At 52.6% G+C, this 23,324-nt stretch carries 20 protein-coding genes and 10 tRNA genes; 3 read left to right on the top strand and 27 right to left on the bottom strand.

Features of this window, described 5'->3' with window-relative positions; all coding sequences use genetic code 11:
• Nucleotides 1–20: 20 nt before the first annotated feature.
• Nucleotides 21–2,198: a RelA/SpoT family protein gene (locus M0651_RS22960; protein ID WP_248553995.1), complete on the bottom strand. Its 2,178-nt coding sequence runs from the start codon at nucleotides 2,196–2,198 to the stop codon at nucleotides 21–23.
• A 320-nt stretch (nucleotides 2,199–2,518) separates the two neighbouring features.
• On the opposite strand from M0651_RS22960, the gene uraA reads away from it, so the two are divergent.
• Nucleotides 2,519–3,808, top strand: coding sequence for a uracil permease (gene uraA, locus M0651_RS22955; protein ID WP_248553994.1), 1,290 nt, complete (start codon nucleotides 2,519–2,521; stop codon nucleotides 3,806–3,808).
• Between the two features lie 74 nt (nucleotides 3,809–3,882).
• Here the strand turns inward: uraA and M0651_RS22950 are convergent, their stop codons facing one another.
• The 6 genes from M0651_RS22950 to M0651_RS22925 form a co-directional block, all read right to left on the bottom strand.
• Entirely contained in the window at nucleotides 3,883–4,398 is a 516-nt protein-coding gene (locus tag M0651_RS22950) for an adenine phosphoribosyltransferase (protein WP_248553993.1), read from the bottom strand.
• Nucleotides 4,399–4,459: 61 nt separating this feature from the next.
• Nucleotides 4,460–6,865: a single-stranded-DNA-specific exonuclease RecJ gene (gene recJ, locus M0651_RS22945; protein ID WP_248554003.1), complete on the bottom strand. Its 2,406-nt coding sequence runs from the start codon at nucleotides 6,863–6,865 to the stop codon at nucleotides 4,460–4,462.
• Between the two features lie 45 nt (nucleotides 6,866–6,910).
• On the bottom strand, nucleotides 6,911–7,867 hold the full coding sequence (locus M0651_RS22940) for a cation diffusion facilitator family transporter (protein WP_248553992.1): 957 nt from the start codon (nucleotides 7,865–7,867) through the stop codon (nucleotides 6,911–6,913).
• A gap of 114 nt (nucleotides 7,868–7,981) precedes the next feature.
• Complete coding sequence (gene secF, locus M0651_RS22935; RefSeq protein WP_248553991.1) at nucleotides 7,982–8,875, bottom strand: protein translocase subunit SecF; 894 nt, start codon at nucleotides 8,873–8,875, stop codon at nucleotides 7,982–7,984.
• Entirely contained in the window at nucleotides 8,865–10,118 is a 1,254-nt protein-coding gene (gene secD / locus M0651_RS22930) for a protein translocase subunit SecD (RefSeq protein WP_248553990.1), read from the bottom strand. The genes secF and secD overlap by 11 nt, the downstream gene beginning before the upstream one ends.
• A gap of 120 nt (nucleotides 10,119–10,238) precedes the next feature.
• Entirely contained in the window at nucleotides 10,239–10,481 is a 243-nt protein-coding gene (locus M0651_RS22925; RefSeq protein WP_282578055.1) for a post-transcriptional regulator, read from the bottom strand.
• 252 nt (nucleotides 10,482–10,733) lie between these two features.
• On the opposite strand from M0651_RS22925, the gene M0651_RS22920 reads away from it, so the two are divergent.
• Nucleotides 10,734–12,350, top strand: a complete 1,617-nt coding sequence (locus tag M0651_RS22920; protein ID WP_248553988.1) for a putative polysaccharide biosynthesis protein — start codon at nucleotides 10,734–10,736, stop codon at nucleotides 12,348–12,350.
• Nucleotides 12,351–12,360: 10 nt separating this feature from the next.
• Here the strand turns inward: M0651_RS22920 and M0651_RS22915 are convergent, their stop codons facing one another.
• Complete coding sequence (locus M0651_RS22915) at nucleotides 12,361–13,062, bottom strand: DUF421 domain-containing protein (RefSeq protein WP_282578054.1); 702 nt, start codon at nucleotides 13,060–13,062, stop codon at nucleotides 12,361–12,363.
• 231 nt (nucleotides 13,063–13,293) lie between these two features.
• Here M0651_RS22915 and M0651_RS22910 point away from each other — a divergent pair, with 231 nt between their 5' ends.
• Complete coding sequence (locus M0651_RS22910) at nucleotides 13,294–13,686, top strand: TIGR04086 family membrane protein (protein ID WP_248553986.1); 393 nt, start codon at nucleotides 13,294–13,296, stop codon at nucleotides 13,684–13,686.
• 63 nt (nucleotides 13,687–13,749) lie between these two features.
• On the opposite strand, the gene yajC is transcribed toward M0651_RS22910, so the two are convergent.
• From yajC to M0651_RS22815, 19 genes are all read right to left on the bottom strand, one after another.
• Nucleotides 13,750–14,058 carry a preprotein translocase subunit YajC gene (gene yajC / locus M0651_RS22905; protein WP_248553985.1) on the bottom strand — a complete coding sequence of 103 codons (309 nt, stop codon included), beginning with the start codon at nucleotides 14,056–14,058 and terminating at the stop codon, nucleotides 13,750–13,752.
• A gap of 39 nt (nucleotides 14,059–14,097) precedes the next feature.
• Nucleotides 14,098–15,237: a tRNA guanosine(34) transglycosylase Tgt gene (tgt, locus tag M0651_RS22900; RefSeq protein ID WP_248553984.1), complete on the bottom strand. Its 1,140-nt coding sequence runs from the start codon at nucleotides 15,235–15,237 to the stop codon at nucleotides 14,098–14,100.
• Between the two features lie 16 nt (nucleotides 15,238–15,253).
• Complete coding sequence (gene queA, locus M0651_RS22895; protein WP_248553983.1) at nucleotides 15,254–16,288, bottom strand: tRNA preQ1(34) S-adenosylmethionine ribosyltransferase-isomerase QueA; 1,035 nt, start codon at nucleotides 16,286–16,288, stop codon at nucleotides 15,254–15,256.
• Nucleotides 16,289–16,296: 8 nt separating this feature from the next.
• Nucleotides 16,297–18,318, bottom strand: coding sequence for a SpoIID/LytB domain-containing protein (locus tag M0651_RS22890; RefSeq protein WP_372491040.1), 2,022 nt, complete (start codon nucleotides 18,316–18,318; stop codon nucleotides 16,297–16,299).
• A gap of 134 nt (nucleotides 18,319–18,452) precedes the next feature.
• Nucleotides 18,453–19,457, bottom strand: a complete 1,005-nt coding sequence (ruvB, locus tag M0651_RS22885) for a Holliday junction branch migration DNA helicase RuvB (protein ID WP_248554002.1) — start codon at nucleotides 19,455–19,457, stop codon at nucleotides 18,453–18,455.
• A 31-nt stretch (nucleotides 19,458–19,488) separates the two neighbouring features.
• Nucleotides 19,489–20,109 (bottom strand): Holliday junction branch migration protein RuvA, encoded by a 621-nt coding sequence (ruvA, locus tag M0651_RS22880; protein ID WP_248553981.1) that lies wholly within the window; start codon nucleotides 20,107–20,109, stop codon nucleotides 19,489–19,491.
• Nucleotides 20,106–20,609 (bottom strand): crossover junction endodeoxyribonuclease RuvC, encoded by a 504-nt coding sequence (gene ruvC / locus M0651_RS22875; RefSeq protein ID WP_155608754.1) that lies wholly within the window; start codon nucleotides 20,607–20,609, stop codon nucleotides 20,106–20,108. Before ruvC ends, ruvA begins: the two co-directional genes overlap by 4 nt.
• A 193-nt stretch (nucleotides 20,610–20,802) precedes the next feature.
• Nucleotides 20,803–21,483 (bottom strand): BofC C-terminal domain-containing protein, encoded by a 681-nt coding sequence (locus tag M0651_RS22870; protein WP_248553980.1) that lies wholly within the window; start codon nucleotides 21,481–21,483, stop codon nucleotides 20,803–20,805.
• A gap of 134 nt (nucleotides 21,484–21,617) precedes the next feature.
• Nucleotides 21,618–21,691 (bottom strand) — tRNA-Pro (locus tag M0651_RS22865).
• A gap of 75 nt (nucleotides 21,692–21,766) precedes the next feature.
• Nucleotides 21,767–22,300 (bottom strand): nucleoside deaminase, encoded by a 534-nt coding sequence (locus tag M0651_RS22860; RefSeq protein WP_248553979.1) that lies wholly within the window; start codon nucleotides 22,298–22,300, stop codon nucleotides 21,767–21,769.
• Nucleotides 22,301–22,414: 114 nt separating this feature from the next.
• Nucleotides 22,415–22,494 (bottom strand) — tRNA-Leu (locus M0651_RS22855).
• 7 nt (nucleotides 22,495–22,501) lie between these two features.
• Nucleotides 22,502–22,575: transfer RNA gene (locus M0651_RS22850), tRNA-Arg, on the bottom strand.
• Nucleotides 22,576–22,584: 9 nt separating this feature from the next.
• Nucleotides 22,585–22,659 (bottom strand) — tRNA-Gly (locus tag M0651_RS22845).
• Between the two features lie 16 nt (nucleotides 22,660–22,675).
• Nucleotides 22,676–22,751: transfer RNA gene (locus M0651_RS22840), tRNA-Lys, on the bottom strand.
• Nucleotides 22,752–22,777: 26 nt separating this feature from the next.
• A tRNA-Asp gene (locus M0651_RS22835) sits at nucleotides 22,778–22,854 on the bottom strand.
• 34 nt (nucleotides 22,855–22,888) lie between these two features.
• A tRNA-Met gene (locus tag M0651_RS22830) sits at nucleotides 22,889–22,962 on the bottom strand.
• 19 nt (nucleotides 22,963–22,981) lie between these two features.
• Nucleotides 22,982–23,057: transfer RNA gene (locus tag M0651_RS22825), tRNA-Val, on the bottom strand.
• Nucleotides 23,058–23,077: 20 nt separating this feature from the next.
• A tRNA-Glu gene (locus M0651_RS22820) sits at nucleotides 23,078–23,149 on the bottom strand.
• Nucleotides 23,150–23,166: 17 nt separating this feature from the next.
• A tRNA-Ser gene (locus M0651_RS22815) sits at nucleotides 23,167–23,258 on the bottom strand.
• Nucleotides 23,259–23,324: the final 66 nt, after the last annotated feature.

Below are 23,324 nucleotides of genomic sequence, written 5' to 3'. Positions count from 1 at the left end.
CTTCGAATCCTTTCTATCCGTTACTGCATAATCCGGTGTACCGTGTACACATCCTTCACCCGTTTGATCTTCTCCACAACAGACTGCAAATGATCGGTATTGCGTATCAGGATCGTCATATGCACCAAAGCCATTTTGTTCTTATCGGACCGGCCCGAGACGGCCGAAATATTCGTTTTGCTCTCCGAGACGGCCTGCAATACTTCGTTTAAGAAATTGCGGCGATCGTGCCCGGTAATTTCGATATCGACACTGTAATTCGCTTCGATGGCCTCTTCCCATTCCACATCGATCACACGCGCTGCTTCCTCACCGTCTCCGCCGCCTGGAATGTTCGGGCAGTCACTCCGATGCACCGACACGCCGCGTCCGCGGGTGATATAGCCAACAATATCGTCGCCCGGAACCGGGTTACAACATCTAGCAAAACGGACGAGCAAATTGTCGATGCCCTTGACGACGACTCCATTCGTTGGCCGGTGCCGGCGTTCTTCCGGCGCTTTCACTTCCTTGACCTCTGAGGTCAACTCGATGTGCCCGGACGCTTCTTCCTGCTCCTTACGCAGCTTCTCGGTTAGCTTGGTCACGACCTGAGAGGCGGTAATCCCGCCGAATCCGATCGCCGACAACATATCGTCGATGTCGTTGAAGGCGTATTTCTTCGCCGCCTCCAGCAGCTTATCGTCGCTCATCCACTGGGACGGCTCGATCCCCGCCCGCTTCAGCTCGCGTTCGATCGCTTCGCGGCCTTTTTCCACGTTCTCTTCGCGTTTTTCCTTCTTAAACCATTGCTTGATTTTACTGCGGGCGTGAGAGGATTGGGCGATTTTCAGCCAGTCCTGACTCGGCCCGTACGAATGCTTGGACGTCAGTATCTCCACAATATCCCCGGTCTTCAGTCGATGATCCAGCGGCACAATCCGCCCGTTCACCTTAGCCCCGATCGTCCGGTTGCCAACCTCGGTATGGATCCGATAAGCGAAATCCAGCGGTACGGAACCCGCCGGCAACTCGATGACTTCCCCAGACGGCGTAAATACAAACACGAGGTCTGAGAAAAAGTCCATTTTCAGCGATTCCACGAACTCCGAAGCATCCTTGGCCTCATGCTGTAGCTCCAGGATTTCGTTAAAGAACGTAATTTTATTCTCCAGGCCTCCGGTTCCTGATCCTTCCTTGTAAGCCCAGTGTGCCGCGATCCCGTATTCCGCCGTCCGGTGCATCTCCCACGTGCGGATCTGAACCTCTGTGGGTTCCCCGTTCGGGCCAACGACCGTCGTATGCAGCGACTGGTACATGTTCGCCTTCGGCATGGCGATATAGTCCTTAAACCGCCCCGGCATCGGCTTCCACAAGGTATGGATGATCCCTAGGGTCGCGTAACAGTCCTTAATATTGTCTACGATGATCCGGATGGCCAGCAGATCGTAAATTTCGTTGAACTGCTTGTTTTTCATCGTCATCTTCTTATACACGCTGTAGATATGCTTCGGCCGCCCAGACAGATCCGCCTGTACGCTCATTTCCTCCAACTTCTCAGCGATGCGGGCGATGACATTCTTGATATATTCCTCACGTTCCGCCCGTTTCTTGCGCATCAAATTGGCGATCCGGTAATACTGCTGCGGGTTCAAGTATCGCAAAGCGATATCTTCCATCTCCCACTTGATCGCCGAGATCCCCAGGCGGTTCGCAATCGGGCAAAAAATCTCCAGCGTTTCGTAAGCAATCCGACGCTGGCTTTCTTCCGACTGGTATTTGAGGGTTCGCATATTGTGCAACCGGTCCGCCAATTTAATGACGATCACCCGGATGTCCTGTGCCATTGCAATAAACATTTTGCGGTAGTTCTCGTTCTGCTGCTCTTCTTTGGATTGGAATTTGATCCGTTCCAGCTTGGTTAATCCGTCGACGAGCAGAGCACAATCGCTGCCGAAATGCTCCTGTATCTCCTTCAAAGACACCGTCGTGTCTTCGACCACGTCATGAAGCAGGGCCGCAATGACCGACAGCGCATCCATTTGCATGTTAACAACAATATCCGCCACTGCCAAAGGATGAAGAATATAAGGTTCCCCGGATTTGCGGACCTGTCCGTGATGGGCTTCGTCCGCAAACTCGTACGCTTCCCGAATCCGATCGAGATCCGGTTCCTTTATATAGGCAGACGCCTTTTCGAGTAATTGCTCTATGCCCATTGAGATCCTGTTGATTCCTTTCTATATGAAAATATACTAAAAAAACGCATACAAGAGCATAATTCGCCTCATTTTGATTTCCTATAATTATGACTCTTGCGTTCCCTCCCGTCAACTCCGGGTATTGTCCCTGCTGTACGGACATCGGCTCCGCACGGTTTGCCTACAGCCTGGTTGTATACCGGCAGTCAGCCATTGGCAATGATGATGAAAGGAGAAAATGTAAAAGTCAAGCAATTTTCTGTTGAAAATTGTCGGCATTGTCTATATCCTATTAGGGATAGTTATCTTATGAACGTACCTATAGAGGAGTGAACGCGTTGCAACGTGAAATTCAAGTGAATGAGAAAGTCCCGTTCGGACCGGGCGTGCTGCTAAGCCTGCAGCACTTATTTGCCATGTTCGGAAGCACGGTGCTGGTACCTAACCTGTTTGGGGTAGATCCCGGCATGATTTTGCTGATGAACGGCATCGGCACCCTGCTCTACATCCTCATCTGTAAAGGGAAAATCCCCGCCTACCTGGGCTCCAGCTTTGCCTTCATCGCACCGGTTCAAGCGGTGATCACCAGCCACTCGGGGAACGGCTACGCCATGGCACTCGGGGCCTTTATCGTCACCGGAGCCATCTTCGTTGTGATTGCCCTGGTCATCAAATACGCCGGCACCAAGTGGATCGACGTCGTGTTTCCGCCCGCTGCCATGGGCGCCATCGTGGCCCTGATCGGCCTGGAGTTGATTCCGGTTGCGGCCGGTATGGCCGGATGGATCAACAACGACGCTACGAAAGCGTGGACGCCAAACGGGACGGACATCACGCTGTCGCTCGTTACGTTAGGCGTTACGGTACTTGGCGCCGTCTTGTTCCGCGGCTTTCCGAAGATCATCCATATCCTGATCGGGATCGTTGTTGGTTATGGCCTTGCCTACTTTATGGGGGTGGTGAATACCGCTGCCATCGCCGAGGCGAAATGGTTCACACTGCCGACAGTAACAACCCCGCAATGGGACACCTCCGTCATCATCTCGATTGTACCGGTCGCGCTGGTCGTTATCGTGGAACACATCGGGCACTTGCTGGTGACCAGCAATATCGTGGGCAAAGACTTGTCTAAAGACCCGGGCTTGCATCGATCGCTGATGGGGAACGGGATTTCTACGATCATCTCCGGGTTTGTCGGATCGACGCCCAATACGACCTATGGGGAAAATATCGGCGTCATGGCGCTGACCCGCGTATATTCGGTGTTCGTCATCGGTGGAGCCGCCATCTTTGCGATCCTGCTCTCCTTCTCCGGGAAATTCTCCGCGTTGATCGCCGTGATCCCGCCTCCTGTTATGGGCGGCGTATCCCTGCTGCTGTTCGGCGTTATCGCGGCCTCAGGCCTGCGGATCTTCGTCGAACAGAAAGTGGATTTCTCCAAGCCGACAAACATGCTATTGACGACAATCGTGCTCGTCATCGGCCTCAGCGGCACCACGCTGACCATGGGAAATGTCGCGCTAAAAGGCATGGCGCTTGCAACGATCGCTGGGATCCTGCTCAGCTTGTTCTTCAAGCTGATCCAGGTCCTGAAACTAAGCAACGACAATGAAGACGCTGCACATTAAGCTCTCTTATGAACTAACAAGGGGCCGCAGCCATGAATCTCATGGCTGCAGCCCCTTGTGTTATTCGTTTAGGTTTATTCGTATTTTACAAGCGAGAATACATCGATTTCCGGCAGTTTCTTACGGCCGTCCAGTTCACTCAGCTCAATCAGAAACGCGGTGCCAACAACATGACCGCCCAATTGGCGAACCAGATTAACGGAGGTAGAAATCGTCCCCCCGGTTGCCAGCAAATCGTCAGCGATCAGGACATTTTGCCCAGGTTTCACCGCATCGCTGTGCATCGCCAAACGGTCTTTGCCGTACTCCAGGTCGTATTCCACCTCGATCGTTTCATAGGGGAGCTTCCCGCTTTTGCGAATCGGCACGAACCCAACGCCAAGCGCGTAAGCGAGCGGAGCACCAACCACGAAACCACGAGCCTCGGGACCGGCGATCAGATCGATCTTGAGATGGGAAACCAGCTGCTTCAGCTCGTCGACCGCCTTGCGATACATCGCACCGTCATTTAACAGCGTGGTAATATCCTTAAAACTGATGCCGGGTTGAGGGAAATCAGGAATCACCCGAATGTACTCTTTAAAATCCAAACCAATCTCCTCCTAGTTCAAATGCGTGCGAATCATTTCCAATGAAACTTCGAAAATTCATTTATGAAGCACCCTGAGTATGGGTTAGCATCCATTCGGTAATTTCCGGTACCCGGCCGTACTGCAGCATTTGTTCGATTTCAGCCAACAGTCCCAGTTCCCGGTAACGGTTTGAGGTTTCCAAGGCCTGCTTGGAAGGAGACGGATGAAGCCGAATCATTCCCGATGCCCGGATAATAAATCCTAGTTCTTCGAATACGCCAAGCGACATCTCCAGCATCCGCTTGGACCACCCGGTGCGAGTGGCAAGCACAGCCAGCAGATCTTCCTCGCGCAGCCCTTTGTCCGCCCCTCGATAGATCAAGCTGTACACCAGCTTAAATTGCTCCCGGGATGGCGGTTCAATTCGCTCCTGCGGCGCACGCGGCGAATGCAACATATAAATGCGTTCCAGTCCGGCAAAAGCGGATATCATCCCGGTCCAACCCTCCGGCGATTCCGGAAGCTCCATGACAAACAGCGTTGTCATCGCGTCGTTCCCCGCCGTTTGCGCAAGGTCGTTGCCAGGCAACAAGCCAACGTTCTTATCATATACCCAAACCGGGGTATCCTTCAAATCAAGGGACTGGAAAAAAGCGGAGCCGGAATTAAGAACAACGGCCGACATTCCTGAATCGATGGCGGGCAGCTTACCCAGCTTGCCCCGCAGCTCCTCCAACTGCAGCGCCGGATTACGGGAGCCGCGGTAATCGAACACCTGCAGGTGCGAGACCGCCAGATCCTGGATCATTAGCTGCGGCCTGCGGGCCCCGTTCCATTCGTTAATTCCGGCTTCAGCAACGATATCAACCCAGGCTTCCTCCGCCAGTAACGAGGCGATTTCGCCTTTGCCGAAAGCGACGGCTTCCACCGTCTTTCCGTTTTGACCGAGAATCAGCTTTAAGTGCTTCCCGTCTTTGCCCATCTGCCGGCACTCCAGCAACTTCAGGCCCCGGAGAAGCAATCTTGGGCAGGCGTTAGCCATGCCGAACGGTGCAAGATGCTGAAGCTGCTCGATGGCTTGAAGGGTGACATCCTTCAAGGAACAGGCCAAATCCGTTGGCAAGACCGGCACGAAATGTTCCGGACCAAGCCGACCGGCAGCAAATGCATTTAGCCGTCGGCCGAATTCCTCCAGCCGCTCCCGGCCAAGGGACATCCCCGCCGCCGAAGGATGCCCGCCGTAATGATCCAGCAGGTCGGCGCAATCCGTTAACGCTTCGTAAATGTCGAAGCCGGGGATGGAACGGGCCGAGCCTTTACACTCTCCGGTTTCCGGATGAATGCCCAGCACGATGGTCGGGCGATAATAACGTTCCAATAATTTGGAGGCAACGATACCGACCACACCGGCGTTCCAGCCTTCACCGGCTACAACGATCACGTCGGGTACCCCCTCCGCCTCCGCCTGGTCTTCCAGTTGCTGAAGCGCCTCTTGCACCATGTCCTCAACGAGCATTTGACGTTCCTTATTCAGCACATCCAGCTCCTCGGCGATCGCTTCGGCTTCTTCCATGCTCTCCGCCGTCAGCAAGGCGACAGCTCGGTTGGCATGGCTCATACGGCCGCTGGCATTAATTCGCGGTGCCAAGCCGAAGGCAACGGCGGTCGAAGTCACCTCTCCGCTGGACCAGCCGGAAGTGCCAAGCAACGCCGTCATTCCCGGGAAAGCCGAACGCGCCATTGAGGCAAGACCCGATTTGACGATGACACGGTTCTCTCCGGTCAACGGCATGAGATCGGCGATGGTCCCCAGCGCAGCTAGCTCTGTCCATGCTTCAGGGGTTTCCTCCCCGAGCAACGCCTGAGCCAGCTTATAAGCTACTCCAACCCCAGCCAGTCCCTTAAACGGGTACGTGCAGTAGGGAAGCTTCGGGTTGATCAAGGCATACGCTTCCGGCAGATTCGCCGGGGGTTCGTGGTGATCGGTAACGATCACGTCCATCCCGGCCGCATTGGCGTAAGCCACCTGATCTACCGCGCTGATCCCCGTATCTACCGTCACAATCAACTTAAAGCCTTTCTTATGAAAATGCTCCAGCACTGGAATATGCAAGCCATACCCCTCTTTGGTGCGGTGTGGAATGTAATAGTCATATGTAGCGCCAAGGCGCCTCATCAGGTAAATCATTAACGTCGTGGACGATACGCCGTCGGCGTCGTAATCGCCATAGATCAGGATCCGCTCCCCGTTATCAACCGCACGTCGAATGCGGGGAATGGCTTCCTTCATGCCGCTGAGCAACAAGGGATCATGTTGATCCGCAAGGCTTCCTTTTAAGAAAAACTCCGCCTCTCCCGGGCTCTCCATTCCCCGCGTAACCAACAAAGACGCGAGCAGCGGGGAAATGTTCAGTTGACCGGCGATTCGGCTGGCAGCCTCTTCATCGCAGGGCAGCGGTGACCAGCGGTATTTGGAATGAAGCAATAACGTCACCTTCTTTCTTCCTGTCAGTTCTATCCCAGGGCCAGCTCACTGAAGCAAGTTCGGCAAGTCGCTATCCGATTCCTCGGCATTACTCTTATACGGATATCCCGCCTCATAAGGGGCGACATGAATCCGAACATCGGTAATATGAGAAAATCGATTTAATAACAGCATTTTGGCCCGATTGGCGATGTCATTTGCTTCCATTACGGAGATCTTCGGGTTGACGCAAATTTTAGCAGTCACGATCACATAATGGCCGTTCTCCTGCGCCTTCAAATCGTCAACAGTTATCACCCCGTGTACTCGCTGGACCGTTTCGATCAATGAAGCGGCATCTTCCTCGTGAAGCTGCGATGCAGACGAACCGTAAATCGAGCGTTTCACCAGACGATATACTTGAATCAGCACATGTAAGGATACAAGGATCGCGGCAATAGGCTCAAGATAGACAAGGATGGGCAGATCCCACGCTTGCCCGCCCATCGCTCCAAACACGCCTGATAGCAGCAAAGCGGAGGAGAACAAAGCATGGCGATGTTTCTCCACAAGCGATTGCAGGTCATAGTTCGACTTCCTCCGGAATAACCGAAGCTTAATTTGAAACAGCGTTTCCCGTAAGGCCATCGATAGAAGCACCGCCGCCAACACGAAGGTTTCCGGCGGAGCGGCATCCGCCCCGACCATGTTAGTAACCGCTGCAATCAACAGCTGCACAACTCCCATCAGTAGAAAGACGGAGAAGAATATAGATGGCAGCGGCTCGGGCGAATCTTTGCGCGCGGACATCGATTCGATTCGAAGCCAACGCAAATGCCCCGGTCCAGGAAGTCTAACTGCGATGCCTGCAGCGACATCGTACGCGGCATATAACGCCCCGGCCAGTAAAGCCAAGCTTCCGTACAGCAGACCCACCGTCCCCATAAATACGGCCAGGACGATATCCCCCACGATGCCAGGCCATGCTGCTGGTTCCGGAATAACGGCTTGTTCTCGTGTCATAATCACCCTCCTGTTGCACGTAAAAACGGATAAGTTGCGAAAGCCGCGTCATAAGACGCGGCTCTATCCTTATCCAGCTCATGTATTGGTGGTTCAATCAGGCATAACGGCCGCTTAGGAAGCTTTAGCCGGTTTATGCTTTTGCTTGCTCTTCAGTACGAACCAGAGCGGGCTGGCGATAAAGATCGAAGAATACGCCCCGAATAACAGGCCGATAACCATTGCCAGCGAGAACATCCGGATCGACTCCCCGCCCAGCAGGAAGAGGAAGAATGCAGCCACGAACACCGTTAATGCAGTATACAAGGAACGCATGATCGTTTGCGCTACACTTTCGTTTACCAGTTTGATTAGATCCTGGCGAGACTTCTGCTTGGCGAAACGCAGATTTTCACGAATCCGGTCGAAGATAACAATCGTATCATTGATGGAGTAACCGATAATCGTCAACACAGCTACGATAAAGGTCAAGTCCACCTCAAACCGGAAGATGGAGAATATGGCAATAACCATAAAGGCGTCATGTAACAACGCTACAATCGCAGCTAAAGCAAACCGCCATTCAAAACGGATGCTGACGTAGATGATGATCCCGAGGCAGGAGATCAAGACCGCGTAAATCGCATTACGAGCCAATTCCTTAGCCATTTCCGGATCCACCGTATTCACTTCAAACGATGCCTTGTCGTCCAATTTTGAAATTTCAGCTTTTAGCTTAGCATCATTATCTTCACTTAGCACTTTCGTAAACCGAATATTCATCCGGTCTTGTCCGGGACTGATGGTCGCCGCGTCGTCAATACCCATATCCTCTAGAATTGGTTTGATTTGTTCGGCTGTCAGCGACTTGGATAACGCAATATCCACATTGGATCCCGCTTTAAAATCAACGCTATAGTTCAATCCGAAGATCGACAAGCAGATGATGCCTGCAATCGTTAAGGCAATCGAAATGGTGTAGAAGTATTTACTCAGATGTACATAATCCAGGTTCTTATTAAAGCTCACGAATGTCACGCTCCTTCACACCGAAATATTTCGGTTTCAACAGCTTTCCGGCTTTAAGCAGCAGGTTCAGCAGGAAACGGGAGAGATAGATATTCGTGGCGATACTAAGTACGATTTCCACGATGAGCACCAAAGCAAAACCTTTGACGGCCCCCGTACCATACGCATACATCACGGCCGCAACGATGATCGTCGTAATCTGCGAATCCAGCACCGTACGCAGGGAGTGCTTGTCTCCGGCTTTAACCGCAGACATAATGCTCTTCCCGGTCCGCATTTCCTCATGAATCCGTTCATTCGTAATGATGTTGGCGTCTACCGCCATCCCGATCCCGAGAATGAAAGCCGCAATCCCCGGAAGGGTTAAAGTAAAGTCTGCCCAAACGAATACGAGAATGAGCAGCCAAGTATGCACGATGAGGGTAAAGGAAGCAATCAAGCCCGGAATCCGATACATCCCAATCATGAATAACAGGATGAAAAGTGAGCCGATCAGACCGGCTTCAATCGTTCTGTCCAGCGATTGTTTACCTAATGTGGCGCCGACGCTTTGTGAATATTTCTCCGTCAGATTCAATGGAAGCGCACCAAGGTTAATCTTATCGCGCAATTCCTTCGCTTTATCCAAGTCACCACCAACGCTAATTTGCGCAGATCCCTCGGTCAAGACCGCTTGAACGACCGGATCGGAAACCAATTCTTCGTTCATATAAATCGCTAGAGGTTGACCCAACAAGCGTTTGGTTACTTCGGCAAATTTCTCTTTGCTTTTTACTTTAATGCTGACAACCGGTTCATTCATTTGAGTGAATTCCAGTTTAGCTCCGTTCGCCGCGAAGTCCGTACCGATCATTTCAATCTTGTTGTATTCGTCGGCATTTTTCTCTGTGCCGTCCTTACTGCGGAACGTCAGCGAGGCAGGCTCCTTCATCGTCTTGCGAACCGTTTCTTCGTCGGTCACGCCGGCCACTTTCAAGCGGATCCGGTTTGTGCCTTCCGTCGTAACTTCCGGCTCGCTCGTCCCAAGCTTGTTGGCACGGTCCTCTAGGCTCTTGGCCGTTTGGATCAAGGACTCCTTCGTGACCTGACCTCCGCCTTCAAGCGGACTGGCTTCATATAGAATCTCAAAGCCGCCTTTCAGATCAAGGCCGAGACGTACGTCCTTTAGCAGGTCGGGGGTTGTCCATGCCATGATGCCAAACGAGACAACCACGACGGTTATGAATGCGATAATTCTTTTCATCCCGTACTTCTTTCCCCTTTCAATTTCTCAATATTCCTATTATAGCGATGGCCGAAAAACCAGTCAATTTATCTAATATTGTCAATTTGATTAACGACCGGCACGAAAAAAAGACCCCATTCAATCTAAACGGGATCCCCGATAGGCGGACATCGTCATATAGTTCATAAACTGGGTTACTTTCAGAGAAAGAATATCGTTAACCAGTTGGTACAAAGGGGGGATTCCACCCTTCTCGTATTTATGGCTGATACACTCCCAAATGTCAGGTCCAGAGATATGCTCGTACCCGATAAGCTGGAACTCCTCGGCCTTGCTGCGGCACAAGCCTTCGATCGCCTCGTTCAGTTGTTGGTCCGTCATTTGATCTTCAGCCACGCTCCAAGCCTCCTTCGAAAACCCGTCTTATTACATTCTACCCTAAATCTCCGAATCCTGCTTAGAAGAGTTCTTCCATTTTCAAAACTTGCAAAAAAGACAAGTCATGAACCGGGACAGGTCCGTCATATCCATGAAGAGAGAGGTTATACGACCTCGCTTACGAGTTTATTAGGCGGCTTATCGGTATCGAGCTTCATAGATCCATCGAATGCTGCCGGGGGAGTGGAGTTACGATTGAATAAACAAACCTTTATCCAGGGTACGATGATCCTGTTAGTGGCCGGGATCGTGAACCGCCTCCTGGGCTTCATTCCACGTATCATGCTACCCCGTGTGATCGGGGCCGAGGGCGTTGGGCTGTACCAACTCGGATATCCGTTTTTTCTCGTACTGGTTACGATTATTACCGGCGGTATTCCGCTCGCCGTGGCGAAGCTGGTGGCAGAAGCGGAATCTTCGGGCAAACCGGAGCGTTCGGTGTCGATTTTGCGGACAAGCTTGGTGTTTACCACTGCAGCCGGATTTCTGTTTACTTTTCTCTGCCTGTTTGGCGCGCCATGGGTGACCCGGTACGTCCTCACCGATCCACGCGTTTATCATACGTTTATCGCCATGAGTCCGATGATCATCATCGTATCGGTATCTTCGGTCTACCGCGGATACTTCCAGGGGAAACAGGATATGATCCCCTCGGCGGTCTCTTCGATCATGGAAACGGTCGCGCGAATTATCGGCGTTCTCTGGTTCTCTTATCTGCTGCTCCCGATGGGGATCGCCTATGCGGCTGCAGGAGCCATGCTTGGCGTTGTCGCCGGCGAAGTGGTCGGCATGGGCGTCCTGCTGTGGCAATATCGCCGGTTACGGCGGCGAGAGCAGCTGGGAAGCACGAAACCAAGTGCCAAAGCGATTCTTCCAACCGACGAGGCTACCAGCTCCGACGACTTCTCCGCCCCCACTGTTCATCCGTTCGGAGCCACGTTACGCCGGATTCTGCGCATCGCCATTCCGGTCACGGGAAGCCGTCTGGTCGGTTCTCTCTCATACCTGCTGGAATCGATAACAACCGCACGAAGTCTGGCGATCGCTGGTGTAGGGGTTGCTATGGCCACCTCCCAGTACGGGGCGCTGCAGGGCATGATCATTCCACTGCTGCTGCTACCCGGCGCGCTGACGTCGTCGCTCGCAGTGTCGTTAGTGCCCTCCCTAGCTGAAGCGCAAGCACGAGGAGATATCAAAACGATCCATTTGCGCCTGCATCAATCCATGCGGCTTGCGCTCGTTACCGGCGCTCCGTTTGCCGCGATCATGTTCGTTCTGGCCGAACCGATTTGCCGTCTTGTTTATAACGACGACTCCATCAGCGGTATGCTCAAAATTATGGCGCCATTCGCCCTTCTGTTGTATATCCAAACCCCGCTGCAGGCTACGTTGCAGGCATTGGACAAACCGGGGCGCGCGCTCATTAATACGTTGGTTGGGGCTATCATCAAAATCTCGTTAATTTTCTATCTGGCTTCCAACCCGGCGCTGGGGATCTACGGGGCGATTATCGCGATTATCGTCAATTTCATTATCGTCACGGTCATGCATGGGTACAGCGTGTCCAAGACCCTTCGCTACCGGTTACCCTACTTCGATATGCTCAAAGTTGGCGCTGCTATGGTCATTATGGCTGCTGCCGCTGACTATTTATATAAGAACCTCGTCCTTAGCTCACAAATGGGCTGGCAATTCTTAATGGCGGCGCTGCTGTCCGGGTTGCTGTATTTGGCTCTCGCCGGAATCATGGGATTGTTTGATCTGCAGGACCTCAAGCGTCTCCCCGTATTCGGCAAATGGTTTCGACAGTAACACACCTAGATTATTTCTCATCAATAGCATTGATATATAGCTTTCCTTTATGATCGATGCTGCAAAAGAACACCTGTTTAAAATCTGTTAATCCCTTTGATTGGATTTGGTTCTTCAGCCAGAAGCGGGTTTTTCCGATTTGACGCAGGTTCGCGTCGTCCACCTTGCCGTCCATAATGAGCGGCAGTGGGAGAGCTTCATATTTGATTTTGGCGGAGAGGCTGGCTGCTTGCTTGTTGGGTTTCGCCCCGCTGTTTCCTCCCTCGGATTTATCCTTGGGAATTACACTTAGCTGTCCGCTCGTTTCCAATACGGCAAATTCGACGTCGGCTACGCTGTCGACCTTTTGCGAACGCAGCTGCATCAGTAGATCGTCCAAATTGTAACGCTGACGCCTCATTTCTTTGCGATTAATTTGCCCATTTCGAATGATGACGCTGGGTTTGCCGTCAAACCACAACCGCATCTTGCGAAATCGAAGAGACAACATCGCGATCGCGATTTGAATTAGCAACAGGGTCAGCATGGGGACAATTCCGTCATAGATCGGCCGATCGGTATCTTCCAGGGCAAAGACGGCGATTTCCGCGATCATGACTGAGATCACCAGGTCGAAGATGGACAGTTCGCCGATTTCTCTTTTTCCCATAATACGCATGACTCCAAACACCAAGAAATACATCAGGACGGTTCGGAAGATATGGTTTGCCATATGCTCAACCACGGGTAATCCCTCCTCGATCTAGAAGTTCGCACAAGACATGGTATAGCTATTCTAGCCGCGGCTTCCCCAATCCATGCGAGATATCACAGGTTAAAATGCGGGAAGCTTACAATAATCTTCCTCACCCAATTTCGCCAAGTCTGGTCTAACTGGGTAAGCTTGACCATAAAATGTGGTAATACGTCTGTCGAAGACATTGAGGACAGGAGGCCGAGCACGATGCATTTGTTCCGACGATTATCCGGGATTCGTTTGTCCCAACCCACCGTTGCCGGGTTATGGTATGGATTTTTATGGATGATGATTGGCGCATTGATTTTATCTTTACTGCTGCAAGGGGATATGCTAGAAGAGTTTGAAATGACGTTGTACACTTATCTCGTACACGCGGCTGCTGTTTTATTCGGAGGGATCGTATCCGGCAAACGTGCGAAACATAAAGGATGGTATCAAGGGGCTCTGACCGGAGCACTATATGTGCTGCTCTTGCTGCTGATCAGCTTTCTGGCTATGGATACATCGCTGGGGTACCAGGAATGGGCTTTACTCCTGCCGGGGTTTGTCATTGGAGCCATCGGCGGCATGATCGGGGTGAATCTAGGACGGAAATAAACCGGGTTATAAGAAAAAGAGCCTGTTCTCGACAGGCTCTTGCTTTGTTTGTCTTTACCGGAATTAACCTTCCGACTCTTTAATCGCGTGGCTGATCGCGCTGCGGTCAAACGTCAGCTTGGTTACATCATTGACGCGAAGCACCACCGTATCGTCGGTCAGCTCCATAATCGTTCCGTGCAATCCGCCGATGGTCACGATCTTGTCGCCTTTCTTAAGAGCATTCAGCATCGTAGTGCGCTGCGATTGCTTTTTCTTCTGCGGGCGAATCAGTAGGAAGTAAAAAACGGCGATCATGATAACAAACGGAATGATCATGGTGATCAGCGAACTGCCACCTGCCGGCTGTTGTGCGGCATACTGAAAGAACATGTCTTATCCCCCTTTCCAAAATCGAACTAACGGTATTTCTTAAAATCCTTTGTCATTGCCAAACAGACCGTACTGCTCAAAAAATTCATCCCGAAAACTCAACAACCGATCGTCCATAATCGCCTGACGGACTTTGCCCATCAGATTAATGAGGAAATGCAGATTATGGTATGTAGTTAATCGCAGCCCAAACGTCTCGTCGGCTTTGATCAGGTGGCGGAGATACGCCCTGGAGTAATTCCGGCAGGTATAGCAGTCGCACTCGGGATCCAGCGGTCCGAAATCGTTGGCATACTGAGCGTTGCGTACAACAAGGCGGCCTTGGCTGGTCATCGTCGTGCCGTTGCGCGCAATCCGGGTCGGCAGCACGCAGTCGAACATGTCGACGCCGCGAATCGCCCCTTCGATCAGCGCATCCGGTGAACCGACCCCCATTAAATAGCGCGGCTTGTCTGCCGGCAGCAGGGGCACGGTATATTCCAGCACTTCGTACATCAGCGGTTTAGGCTCGCCTACACTCAGTCCACCAATAGCATACCCCGGGAAATCCAGCGAAGTCAAATCGCGGGCGCTTTGTTTGCGCAGGTCCTCATACATGCCGCCTTGAACGATGGCAAACAAGCCTTGATCCTGGGGACGGGCATGGCTTTGCAAGCAGCGTTCCGCCCATCGCGTCGTTCGCTCCAGCGAGTTCTTCACATAGTCGTAATCCGCGGGATACGGCGGACATTCGTCAAACGCCATCATGATGTCCGAGCCCAGCGCATTCTGGATTTCCATCGCCACTTCCGGGGAGAGGAACAGTTTATCGCCGTTCAGATGAGAGCGGAAATGCACGCCTTCCTCCGTGATTTTGCGCATCTCGCTGAGCGAGAACACCTGAAACCCGCCGCTATCGGTCAAAATCGCACGGTCCCAGTTCATAAATTTGTGCAGTCCGCCGGCTTGGCGAATGATTTCGTGTCCTGGCCGCAAAAAGAGATGGTACGTATTGCTCAAAATGATCCGTGCATCCATCTCCTTTAATTCTTCCGGGCTCATCGTTTTGACGGTAGCCTGCGTACCGACAGGCATAAATACCGGCGTGTCGAACGACCCGTGCGGCGTATGTACACGCCCCAGCCGGGCTCCGGATTGCTTGCAGGTCTTAATATGTTCATACGTTATTGCTGCTGCCAATCTGATCAACCGTCCTCTACTCTTGATAAATAAACATGGCGTCGCCGAAGCTAAAGAACCGGTACTTCAAGTCGATCGCTTCCTGATAAGCGCTCAGGATCCGCTCCCGGCCCGCGAGTGCGCTGACCAGCATCACCAGCGTCGATTTCGGAAGATGGAAGTTCGTGAGAAGCGCATCCACCAATCCAAACCGATAGCCGGGATAAATAAAGATGCCCGTCCAGCCGCTGCTTTTGACAATGGGTCCGTCTCCACATTGCTTGGCTACCGTCTCCAGCGTTCTTGCGGAAGTGGTCCCGACGGCTATGACTCTCCCGCCTCTGGCTTTGGTTTCGTTCAACGCGTCGGCGGTTTCCTGAGGGAGGACAAAATATTCTTCATGCATGACATGATCTTCGACCCGATCCACCGACATCGGTCGGAACGTGCCAAGCCCGACGTGCAGCGTAACAAAAGCAAGGGTCACCCCTTTGGCCCGCACCTGCTCCAGTAAATCCTCCGTGAAATGCAAGCCAGCGGTTGGCGCGGCAGCCGATCCTTCGTGTTTGGAATACACCGTCTGATAACGTTCACGGTCATCCAATTTTTCCTTGATGTAAGGAGGCAACGGCATTTGCCCCAGCCGATCCAGGATCTCATTAAAAATCCCTTCATAAACGAACCGGAGAATACGTCCGCCCATTTCGCCCTCGGACTCGACGGTGGCCCGCAGCTCCTCACTAAACACGATGACCACGCCAGACTTCAGCTTCTTGCCGGGTTTGACCAAGGCTTCCCAACGATCATCACCCAGATTTTTGAGAAGCAGCACTTCGGCTTTGGCCCCGGTATCCTCTTTCACTCCAAACAACCGAGCCGGAATCACTCGTGTATCGTTCAGTACTAGCGTATCGCCGGGCTGCAAATAATCCAATATATCAGAAAACGTATGATGCTGGATTTCCCCGGTTTGCTTATTCAACGTCAGCAGACGTGAAGCACTTCGCTCGGCCAGCGGCGTTTGAGCAATCAGCTCCTCTGGGAGCTCGAAATCATAAAGATCCACATTCATCGGTCTATTCATTCCTTAACGATAGTCACATTTTGGTAGTAGTGTTGCAAGATTTGCCGGTAATCATACCCGGAGTCGGCCAATCCTTTAGCCCCCCACTGGGAAAGCCCCAGACCATGGCCGTTTCCGCGCCCAACGAAGACGAACTGGTTCGTTGGTTCAACCACGCGAGCGGTGTTGTCGCCGCTCATCACAACCAGTTTGCCGCCGGCCGTCGTCTTGCCTGAGGCCGACTGAATCGTCGTTGCTGACGTGTCCGTTCCCGTTCCCATCGCTCCTCCTGCACCTTGTACAGTATAACGCCCGGTTTGGACGATATCAAACAAGGTGCTAGGCAAGCCGTTGAGAGCGGAGCGGTACATATCCGGATATTTAACGTCAAGCGGCTGCCCATTGGCTTTGACCTGCGTCACACGTCCGGATGGCCCCCGCTGGGTGATCTCCAAATTCAAAATCGGGGAGGGGGCTTCCGTTGACGTTTTGCCCTTCAGGGTCTTTACCAGCTCCTCCGAGCTGTAAGGACCGCGAATCCACACATAGGAGCTGGATTCGGGCACCTTGTCCAATACAATGGCTGGGTCGCCCGGATTCAGCTTCTCAAGGGGCTCCACATCGGATTGAATAAGCGGCAGTTTCCGAACCAGCACGTTGCTGGTCGTTACCGTCAGCTTCTGCAAGCCTGCCGGTGTCGTTCCATTTAACACGGTGTTGTCTTCACGAACATATCCTGTGATCCCGTTCGACAGCAGCACCTGATACCAAGATTTCAACGAGGCTTGCGCGGATTCGTCTCCATCGCTGGGCACGCTGGAATAGATCGGATTCACATTCCCCCATACCTCGCTCGAATCCGCCGTTACCCCGCCGCTGTTGGACGCGAAAATGCCTTCCACGATTTGTCCGTTCGCCGCAACCAGTACCTCACCGGCCGTGGCGTCCACTGCTTGGACAATACTGGATACTTCCTTCTCCGTACCGTTATAAACTTGGCTTAAGGTTGTGTCCACAAGCCCGGCTACTTTAAATTTGTTTAATCCTGAATTGTATAAGGCATAGCTGCGCGCCGCGACCGCCTGTGCTTTCAGTGCCTCTTGAGGCCATGACGACGGGACTTCACCGGCGACGACAGAATACAGATATTGTTCTAAAGGCAGCTCGTTGACAAGAGCCAGTTGACCGTTCACTTTACTAATCTCAAAATCTCCACGGTAACTGCGCGCATTACGCTCCACGACCTGGATTGGGGAATTGCCGTCATCTTGAATCGTAAGTTTAGCCCCTTCACCGCTGAGCTCGTAATGGTCAATGCCTGCAGGAGCCTCTAAATTCAGCGTTACGTCGCGGTGCAGAAGTAATGCCGGTACATTCTCATTCACCGGTGCCCAGGAGATCCCCGGATGCAATCCGGATAACTCGGTTTGCAGCGCAGCCTGCTCCGATGCACTTAACGCACCACCAACCCATACCGCATATTGCTGCGGTCCGGTCATTACGGCAACCGCCTCTGCATGCTGTACATTAATCGTTTGGCTTAGAATCGCCGCTTCCGCCAAACTTGCAAACGAACCGGCGGATACGAACAATGGCCCCCGCGCCTCAGCCTTACCGCCTTTCAGGGAAGCAGACAACGTTTGGCTGACCCGGTCCGCCGCTTTTTGCGCTTCCGCAGCGCTGACATAGGGGCCTGTATACACGCGGTATACTGTGCCCCCAGCTTGATCTACCGCGTAGGCTACCGGCTTATCAGACGTACCTTGGAGCTTCTTAACTACAGCCGCAACCGTAGTCCAATCCGCGGCTTCCAGTGCTTTGACCTTATATCCGTTGACGCTAAACCTTGTTGTTCCTCCCGCTCTCAATTGGAGCCAAGGTTCTACCACTGAATTGAAAGCAAACCTGGCCTCTGCAGCTGCCGTTGTTCTCAGCGTAACTGCCGGCGTCGTTGATTTATAAGTGCTGCCCAGGTCCATGTACATGGCCACGCGCACGTGCGTTGTATCCGATTGGTCGGCCGCCGCCGGAAGGTGCATGACCCCAGCTAGCAGAAATCCGGCTAGAATGCCTTTTCCCCATCGACCTAACGAAAATGTCCGATTGATACTTTTCAAACCCGCTTCTCCTCCTTCATGATGCCGTTGTTGGGCCAAGTAAAGTTAACTAGAAGTTAAGGCGTTTCCGGCATTGGCAAACCCAGATGTTGATACGCCGCCTGCGTCACCATCCGCCCTCGTGGGGTCCGCTGCAGAAAACCGATTTGCAGCAAATACGGCTCATACACGTCTTCGATCGTCTGGCTCTCCTCACCGATGGTTGCGGCGATGGTATCCAGCCCGACAGGGCCACCACGAAAGCTCATAATCATTGCTCGCAGCATTTTATGGTCGATTAAGTCCAGCCCCATAGGGTCAACCTGCAGCAGCTGTAACGCTTCTTTGGCGATTTCCGTGGTAATCATGCCATCGCCTCTCACCTGTGCATAGTCGCGAACCCGCTTCAACAAGCGATTGGCGATCCGCGGCGTCCCGCGCGAACGAAGCGCAATTTCCGTCGCCGCATCTCCGACCATTTCGATCCCGAAAATATCCGCCCCCCGCGACACGATATAGCTGAGCTCATCAATATTATAGAATTCGAGGCGGCTGACAACCCCGAAACGGTCGCGCAGCGGCGCCGACAGGAGCCCTGCCCGTGTCGTGGCGCCAACCAGCGTGAACGGCGGCAGGTCTAGCCGGACCGACCGGGCGCTTGGCCCCTTACCGATCATAATATCCAGCGCGAAATCCTCCATGGCTGGATACAACACCTCCTCTACGGTGCGATGCAGACGGTGAATCTCGTCGATAAACAAGACATCGCCTTCTTGCAGATTGGTCAGCAATGCGGCCAAATCCCCGGGGCGCTCAATCGCCGGTCCCGAGGTCGTGCGCAAATTCACGCCAAGCTCGTTGGCGATGATGTTGGCCAACGTCGTTTTGCCAAGTCCCGGCGGCCCGTACAACAACACATGGTCCAACGCTTCCTTACGCATTTTCGCCGCTTCAATATAGATTTTCAAATTTTCCTTAATCTGGTTTTGTCCGATATATTCCGCTAAATAACGCGGCCGCAGGCTTAATTCCACCGCCTGGTCTTCCATCATCAAATTTGCGGAGATGATCCGGTCCTCCATCATGCGCTAAGCTCCCCTTCCTGTCTTATCCTTAACCGGCGTACAGCAGCTTGAGCGCCTTCTTCATGACGGAATCCACCGCCTCGTCCGGCCCGACATCGTCCTTCAAACGATGCCATACCTTGTCCAGCTCAGCCTCCGTATATCCCAGTGCTTTCAGACCCTCGCGAGCCTCTGGCCACCCCGGGTTGCCGCCATCCAGCCCCGTTTCGCCGCCTGCAGCAGGCACAGGATCAAACAATGTTCCGCCGACGCCCTCCAGTTTGTCCTTCAGATCTAATATCATTCGCTGCGCCGTCTTCTTCCCAATCCCCGGCAGCTTGGTCAGAAATGCGAGATTCTCCTGATGAATCGCCGCCACAACATGGTCCGGGCTGCCGCCGCTTAGGATCCCGAGCGCCACGCGCGGACCGATGCCGGATACCTCGATTAACTTACGGAAAAGCTTCTGCTCCTCACGGGTCGGGAAACCAAACAGCAAAATGGCGTCTTCACGCACATGGTGATGGGTGTATACCGTCACCGTTTCTTGCCCTTTTGTTGCCAGAGCGTACGGATTCGGACAAAACACCCGATACCCTACTCCCTGCACATCCAAGACGACGTACTCTGTTTCCAAATGGGCAATCTGGCCCCGCAAAAAATCAATCATGAACGCAATACCTCGTTTATTTTAGAATTTAATGTATAAGAATGCGCGTGGCAAACAGCTACCGCTAATGCGTCTGCCACATCGTCCGGCTTCGGAATGGCCTGCAGTTTCAGGAACATACGCGTCATTTCCTGCACCTGGCGTTTTTCAGCCTTCCCATAACCGACAATCGCCTGCTTGACTTGCATCGGGGTATATTCCGCTATCGGCAGCCCTTTTTGTACCGCTGCGAGCACCAACACGCCCCTCGCTTGGCTGACCGACATGGCCGTGGTGACGTTTCGGTTAAAAAACAACTTCTCAAACGCCACCGCTTCCGGTTTATATTTGTCGATCAACTGAACCATGGCCTCATAAACATGCAAAAGCCGCTCTTCGTCAGGGGTATGCGCTTCGGTTTGGATGCACCCATACTGCACCGGCGTCACCTTGCTGCCCTGTTTATCAATAAATCCGAACCCGACTATCGCAATGCCGGGGTCAATTCCAAGTATACGCAAGACTGATCTCTCCCTATCGTTGCTTAAACTCCTCGTGATCCTAAGACGGAGTCCTTCCAGCGTAAAGCGAACATATGTATTCACTTTATTATAGCAAAAGATCACTAAAGATTGAGGAAAAACTTTGTAGCGCCAGATAACCCTCCGGGAAAAACAAAAAAGACGTTACCGGGTAACGTCTTTTCATCAATAATTATTCTTCATCCTGCTGCATGACCCTCTCCGACGGCTCGATCGCAAAATCGCTAAAGGTCGACAGCACGCTATTATACTCTTCCACATCCTGAATGCGAATCCCCTGCTGGAGTTGTTGAATCACTTCGGCCGGAAGCGCGCTCTCCATCATCTCCACGTCCATCTGAAAAAAAGTACGGATTACCTTTTCCTTCTTCGGCGGACCGTCAAACAATGTCAAATTGCCGTCCTTGTCCAAACCGATGTACCCTCGAGTTTTGCAGGTGTCGGAAAGGCCGTCGATTTTTTCCTCAATCCAAACATCGCCCCCAGCGCCCAGCCTTCCTTCCCACGCTGGGTGATCTTTCATGAGGGCTGTGATTTCCACCGGTGTCATAATGCCAAGGACGCTGCTTTCTTCGCCACAGGTATATATTTTCGTCAAATGAACGATTCGCGATTTATCCTCATCCAGCTCTAACAACCACGCATGATCGGCATCAGGTGCAGCTTCCCGCCACTTCCCCAAAGTTTCGATCGCCATCGGCTCGCGTGCCATCAGCTTTTCCATTTGATCAGATAATGGGAGCCCCATCCAGGCCATAACCGCAATCAAGCAAAAGGCGCTGGCGGTCCATATGGCGCGTCTCCATCTTCTCCATCGTTTCTTAAGATGTTTTTTGATTTGGAAGATATTCACGGTTATCCCCTTCTATCGGACTTTTGTCTCTATTGTGGCCGATAGCGAGACCCTTTATTCAATTATGGAAAATGGCAGAGCCACCCCGAAAAAAAACAAAACAGCCACCCTTAAAGGATGACTGTTTCCATGGATCGGGACGACACGATTCGAACATGCGACCCCCTGGTCCCAAACCAGGTGCTCTACCAAGCTGAGCTACGTCCCGAAATCGATGGTTTACCGATCTAAAAAAATCGGGCCACTTTTTCTATTATAGCGACTTGAACGCAGAAGTCAATATTTAATATTCGATTTTATCGGTTGAGGTTCTCCAGGCCTGAAACGGAAGCAGGCTTTGAGCCGTTCGCATCTGCTTCATCGGAATGGTTCGCTGAGTCATGGGAAGGGCGATTTCTTCATAAATAAACTGATCATCAAATCCAATATTCGCAGCTTCCTCTTTCGTACAGGCAAAATACACCGCATCCGGGCGCGCCCAGTAAATCGCCCCGATGCACATCGGACAAGGCTCGCAGCTGGTATATAGGGTGCAGCCCCTCAGCTGAAAATCGTTAAGATAGCGGCACGCCTCCCGAATCGCCTGTACCTCGGCATGCGCCGTCGGATCGTTTAAGGCAGTGACGTGGTTGCGTCCGATCCCGATGATTTCCCCGTCCTTGACGACAATCGCTCCAAACGGGCCTCCATGCACATGGTGGACGTTCTCAACGGCTTCATGAATGGCGATTGCCATCCAATCGCTATGTTCCCTGGCAGTTAACGTCATCGCTACATTGCTCCCCTCCGGCGTGCTCCGCACTGTTTTTCTTCGCATTATAACTCGCAACCCCAAGCAGCAACTACGGTCATCGGCGAGGTTTGTGCATGGAAACAAAAAACAGGCCCGATCGCTAGCCAGAAAGCCAAACGATGAACCTGTCTTATTTGATGCCGGTGAAGGGACTCGAACCCCCACGGTTTCCCTCACGATTTTGAGTCGCGCGCGTCTGCCAATTCCGCCACACCGGCAAAGGAACGCGCCCTAAGAGATTCGAACTCCTGACCTTTTGATTCGTAGTCAAACGCTCTATCCAGCTGAGCTAAGGGCGCGTATGAAGATGGAGCGGACGACGGGAATCGAACCCGCGACCCTCGCCTTGGCAAGGCGATGCTCTACCGCTGAGCCACGTCCGCATAAACAATATGAAACTGGTGAGCCATGAAGGACTCGAACCTTCGACACCCTGATTAAAAGTCAGGTGCTCTACCAACTGAGCTAATGGCTCGTACAAATGAGAACGATGAAGATAAATGGCGGAGCCGACGGGATTCGAACCCGCGGTCTCCTGCGTGACAGGCAGGCATGTTAGGCCTCTACACCACGGCTCCACACTAGAATCATTGCATCCTCAATTGAGGATAATTGCGGGGGCAGGATTTGAACCTGCGGCCTTCGGGTTATGAGCCCGACGAGCTACCGGGCTGCTCCACCCCGCGTCAGTAATAAGATATTATATGGTGGAGGCTGAGGGGATCGAACCCCCGACCCTCTGCTTGTAAGGCAGATGCTCTCCCAGCTGAGCTAAGCCTCCATATCCGGGATGATGAAGAATGACCCGTAGGGGATTCGAACCCCTGTTACCTCCGTGAAAGGGAGGTGTCTTAACCCCTTGACCAACGGGCCACAAACAAAGTCCTTGCTGGCGGAGAGAGAGGGATTCGAACCCTCGAGACGCTTGTGACGCCTACACGATTTCCAATCGTGCTCCTTCGGCCAACTCGGACACCTCTCCATATGAGTTGGTTTCCCCAGAAGAGAAGCAAGTATGCATGGCATACAAGCTTCCTTCCAGGATGGA

It is taken from the genome of Paenibacillus mellifer (assembly GCF_023195895.1).
Taxonomy (GTDB): domain Bacteria; phylum Bacillota; class Bacilli; order Paenibacillales; family Paenibacillaceae; genus Fontibacillus; species Fontibacillus mellifer.
This window is presented reverse-complemented; position numbering and strand designations above follow the sequence as displayed.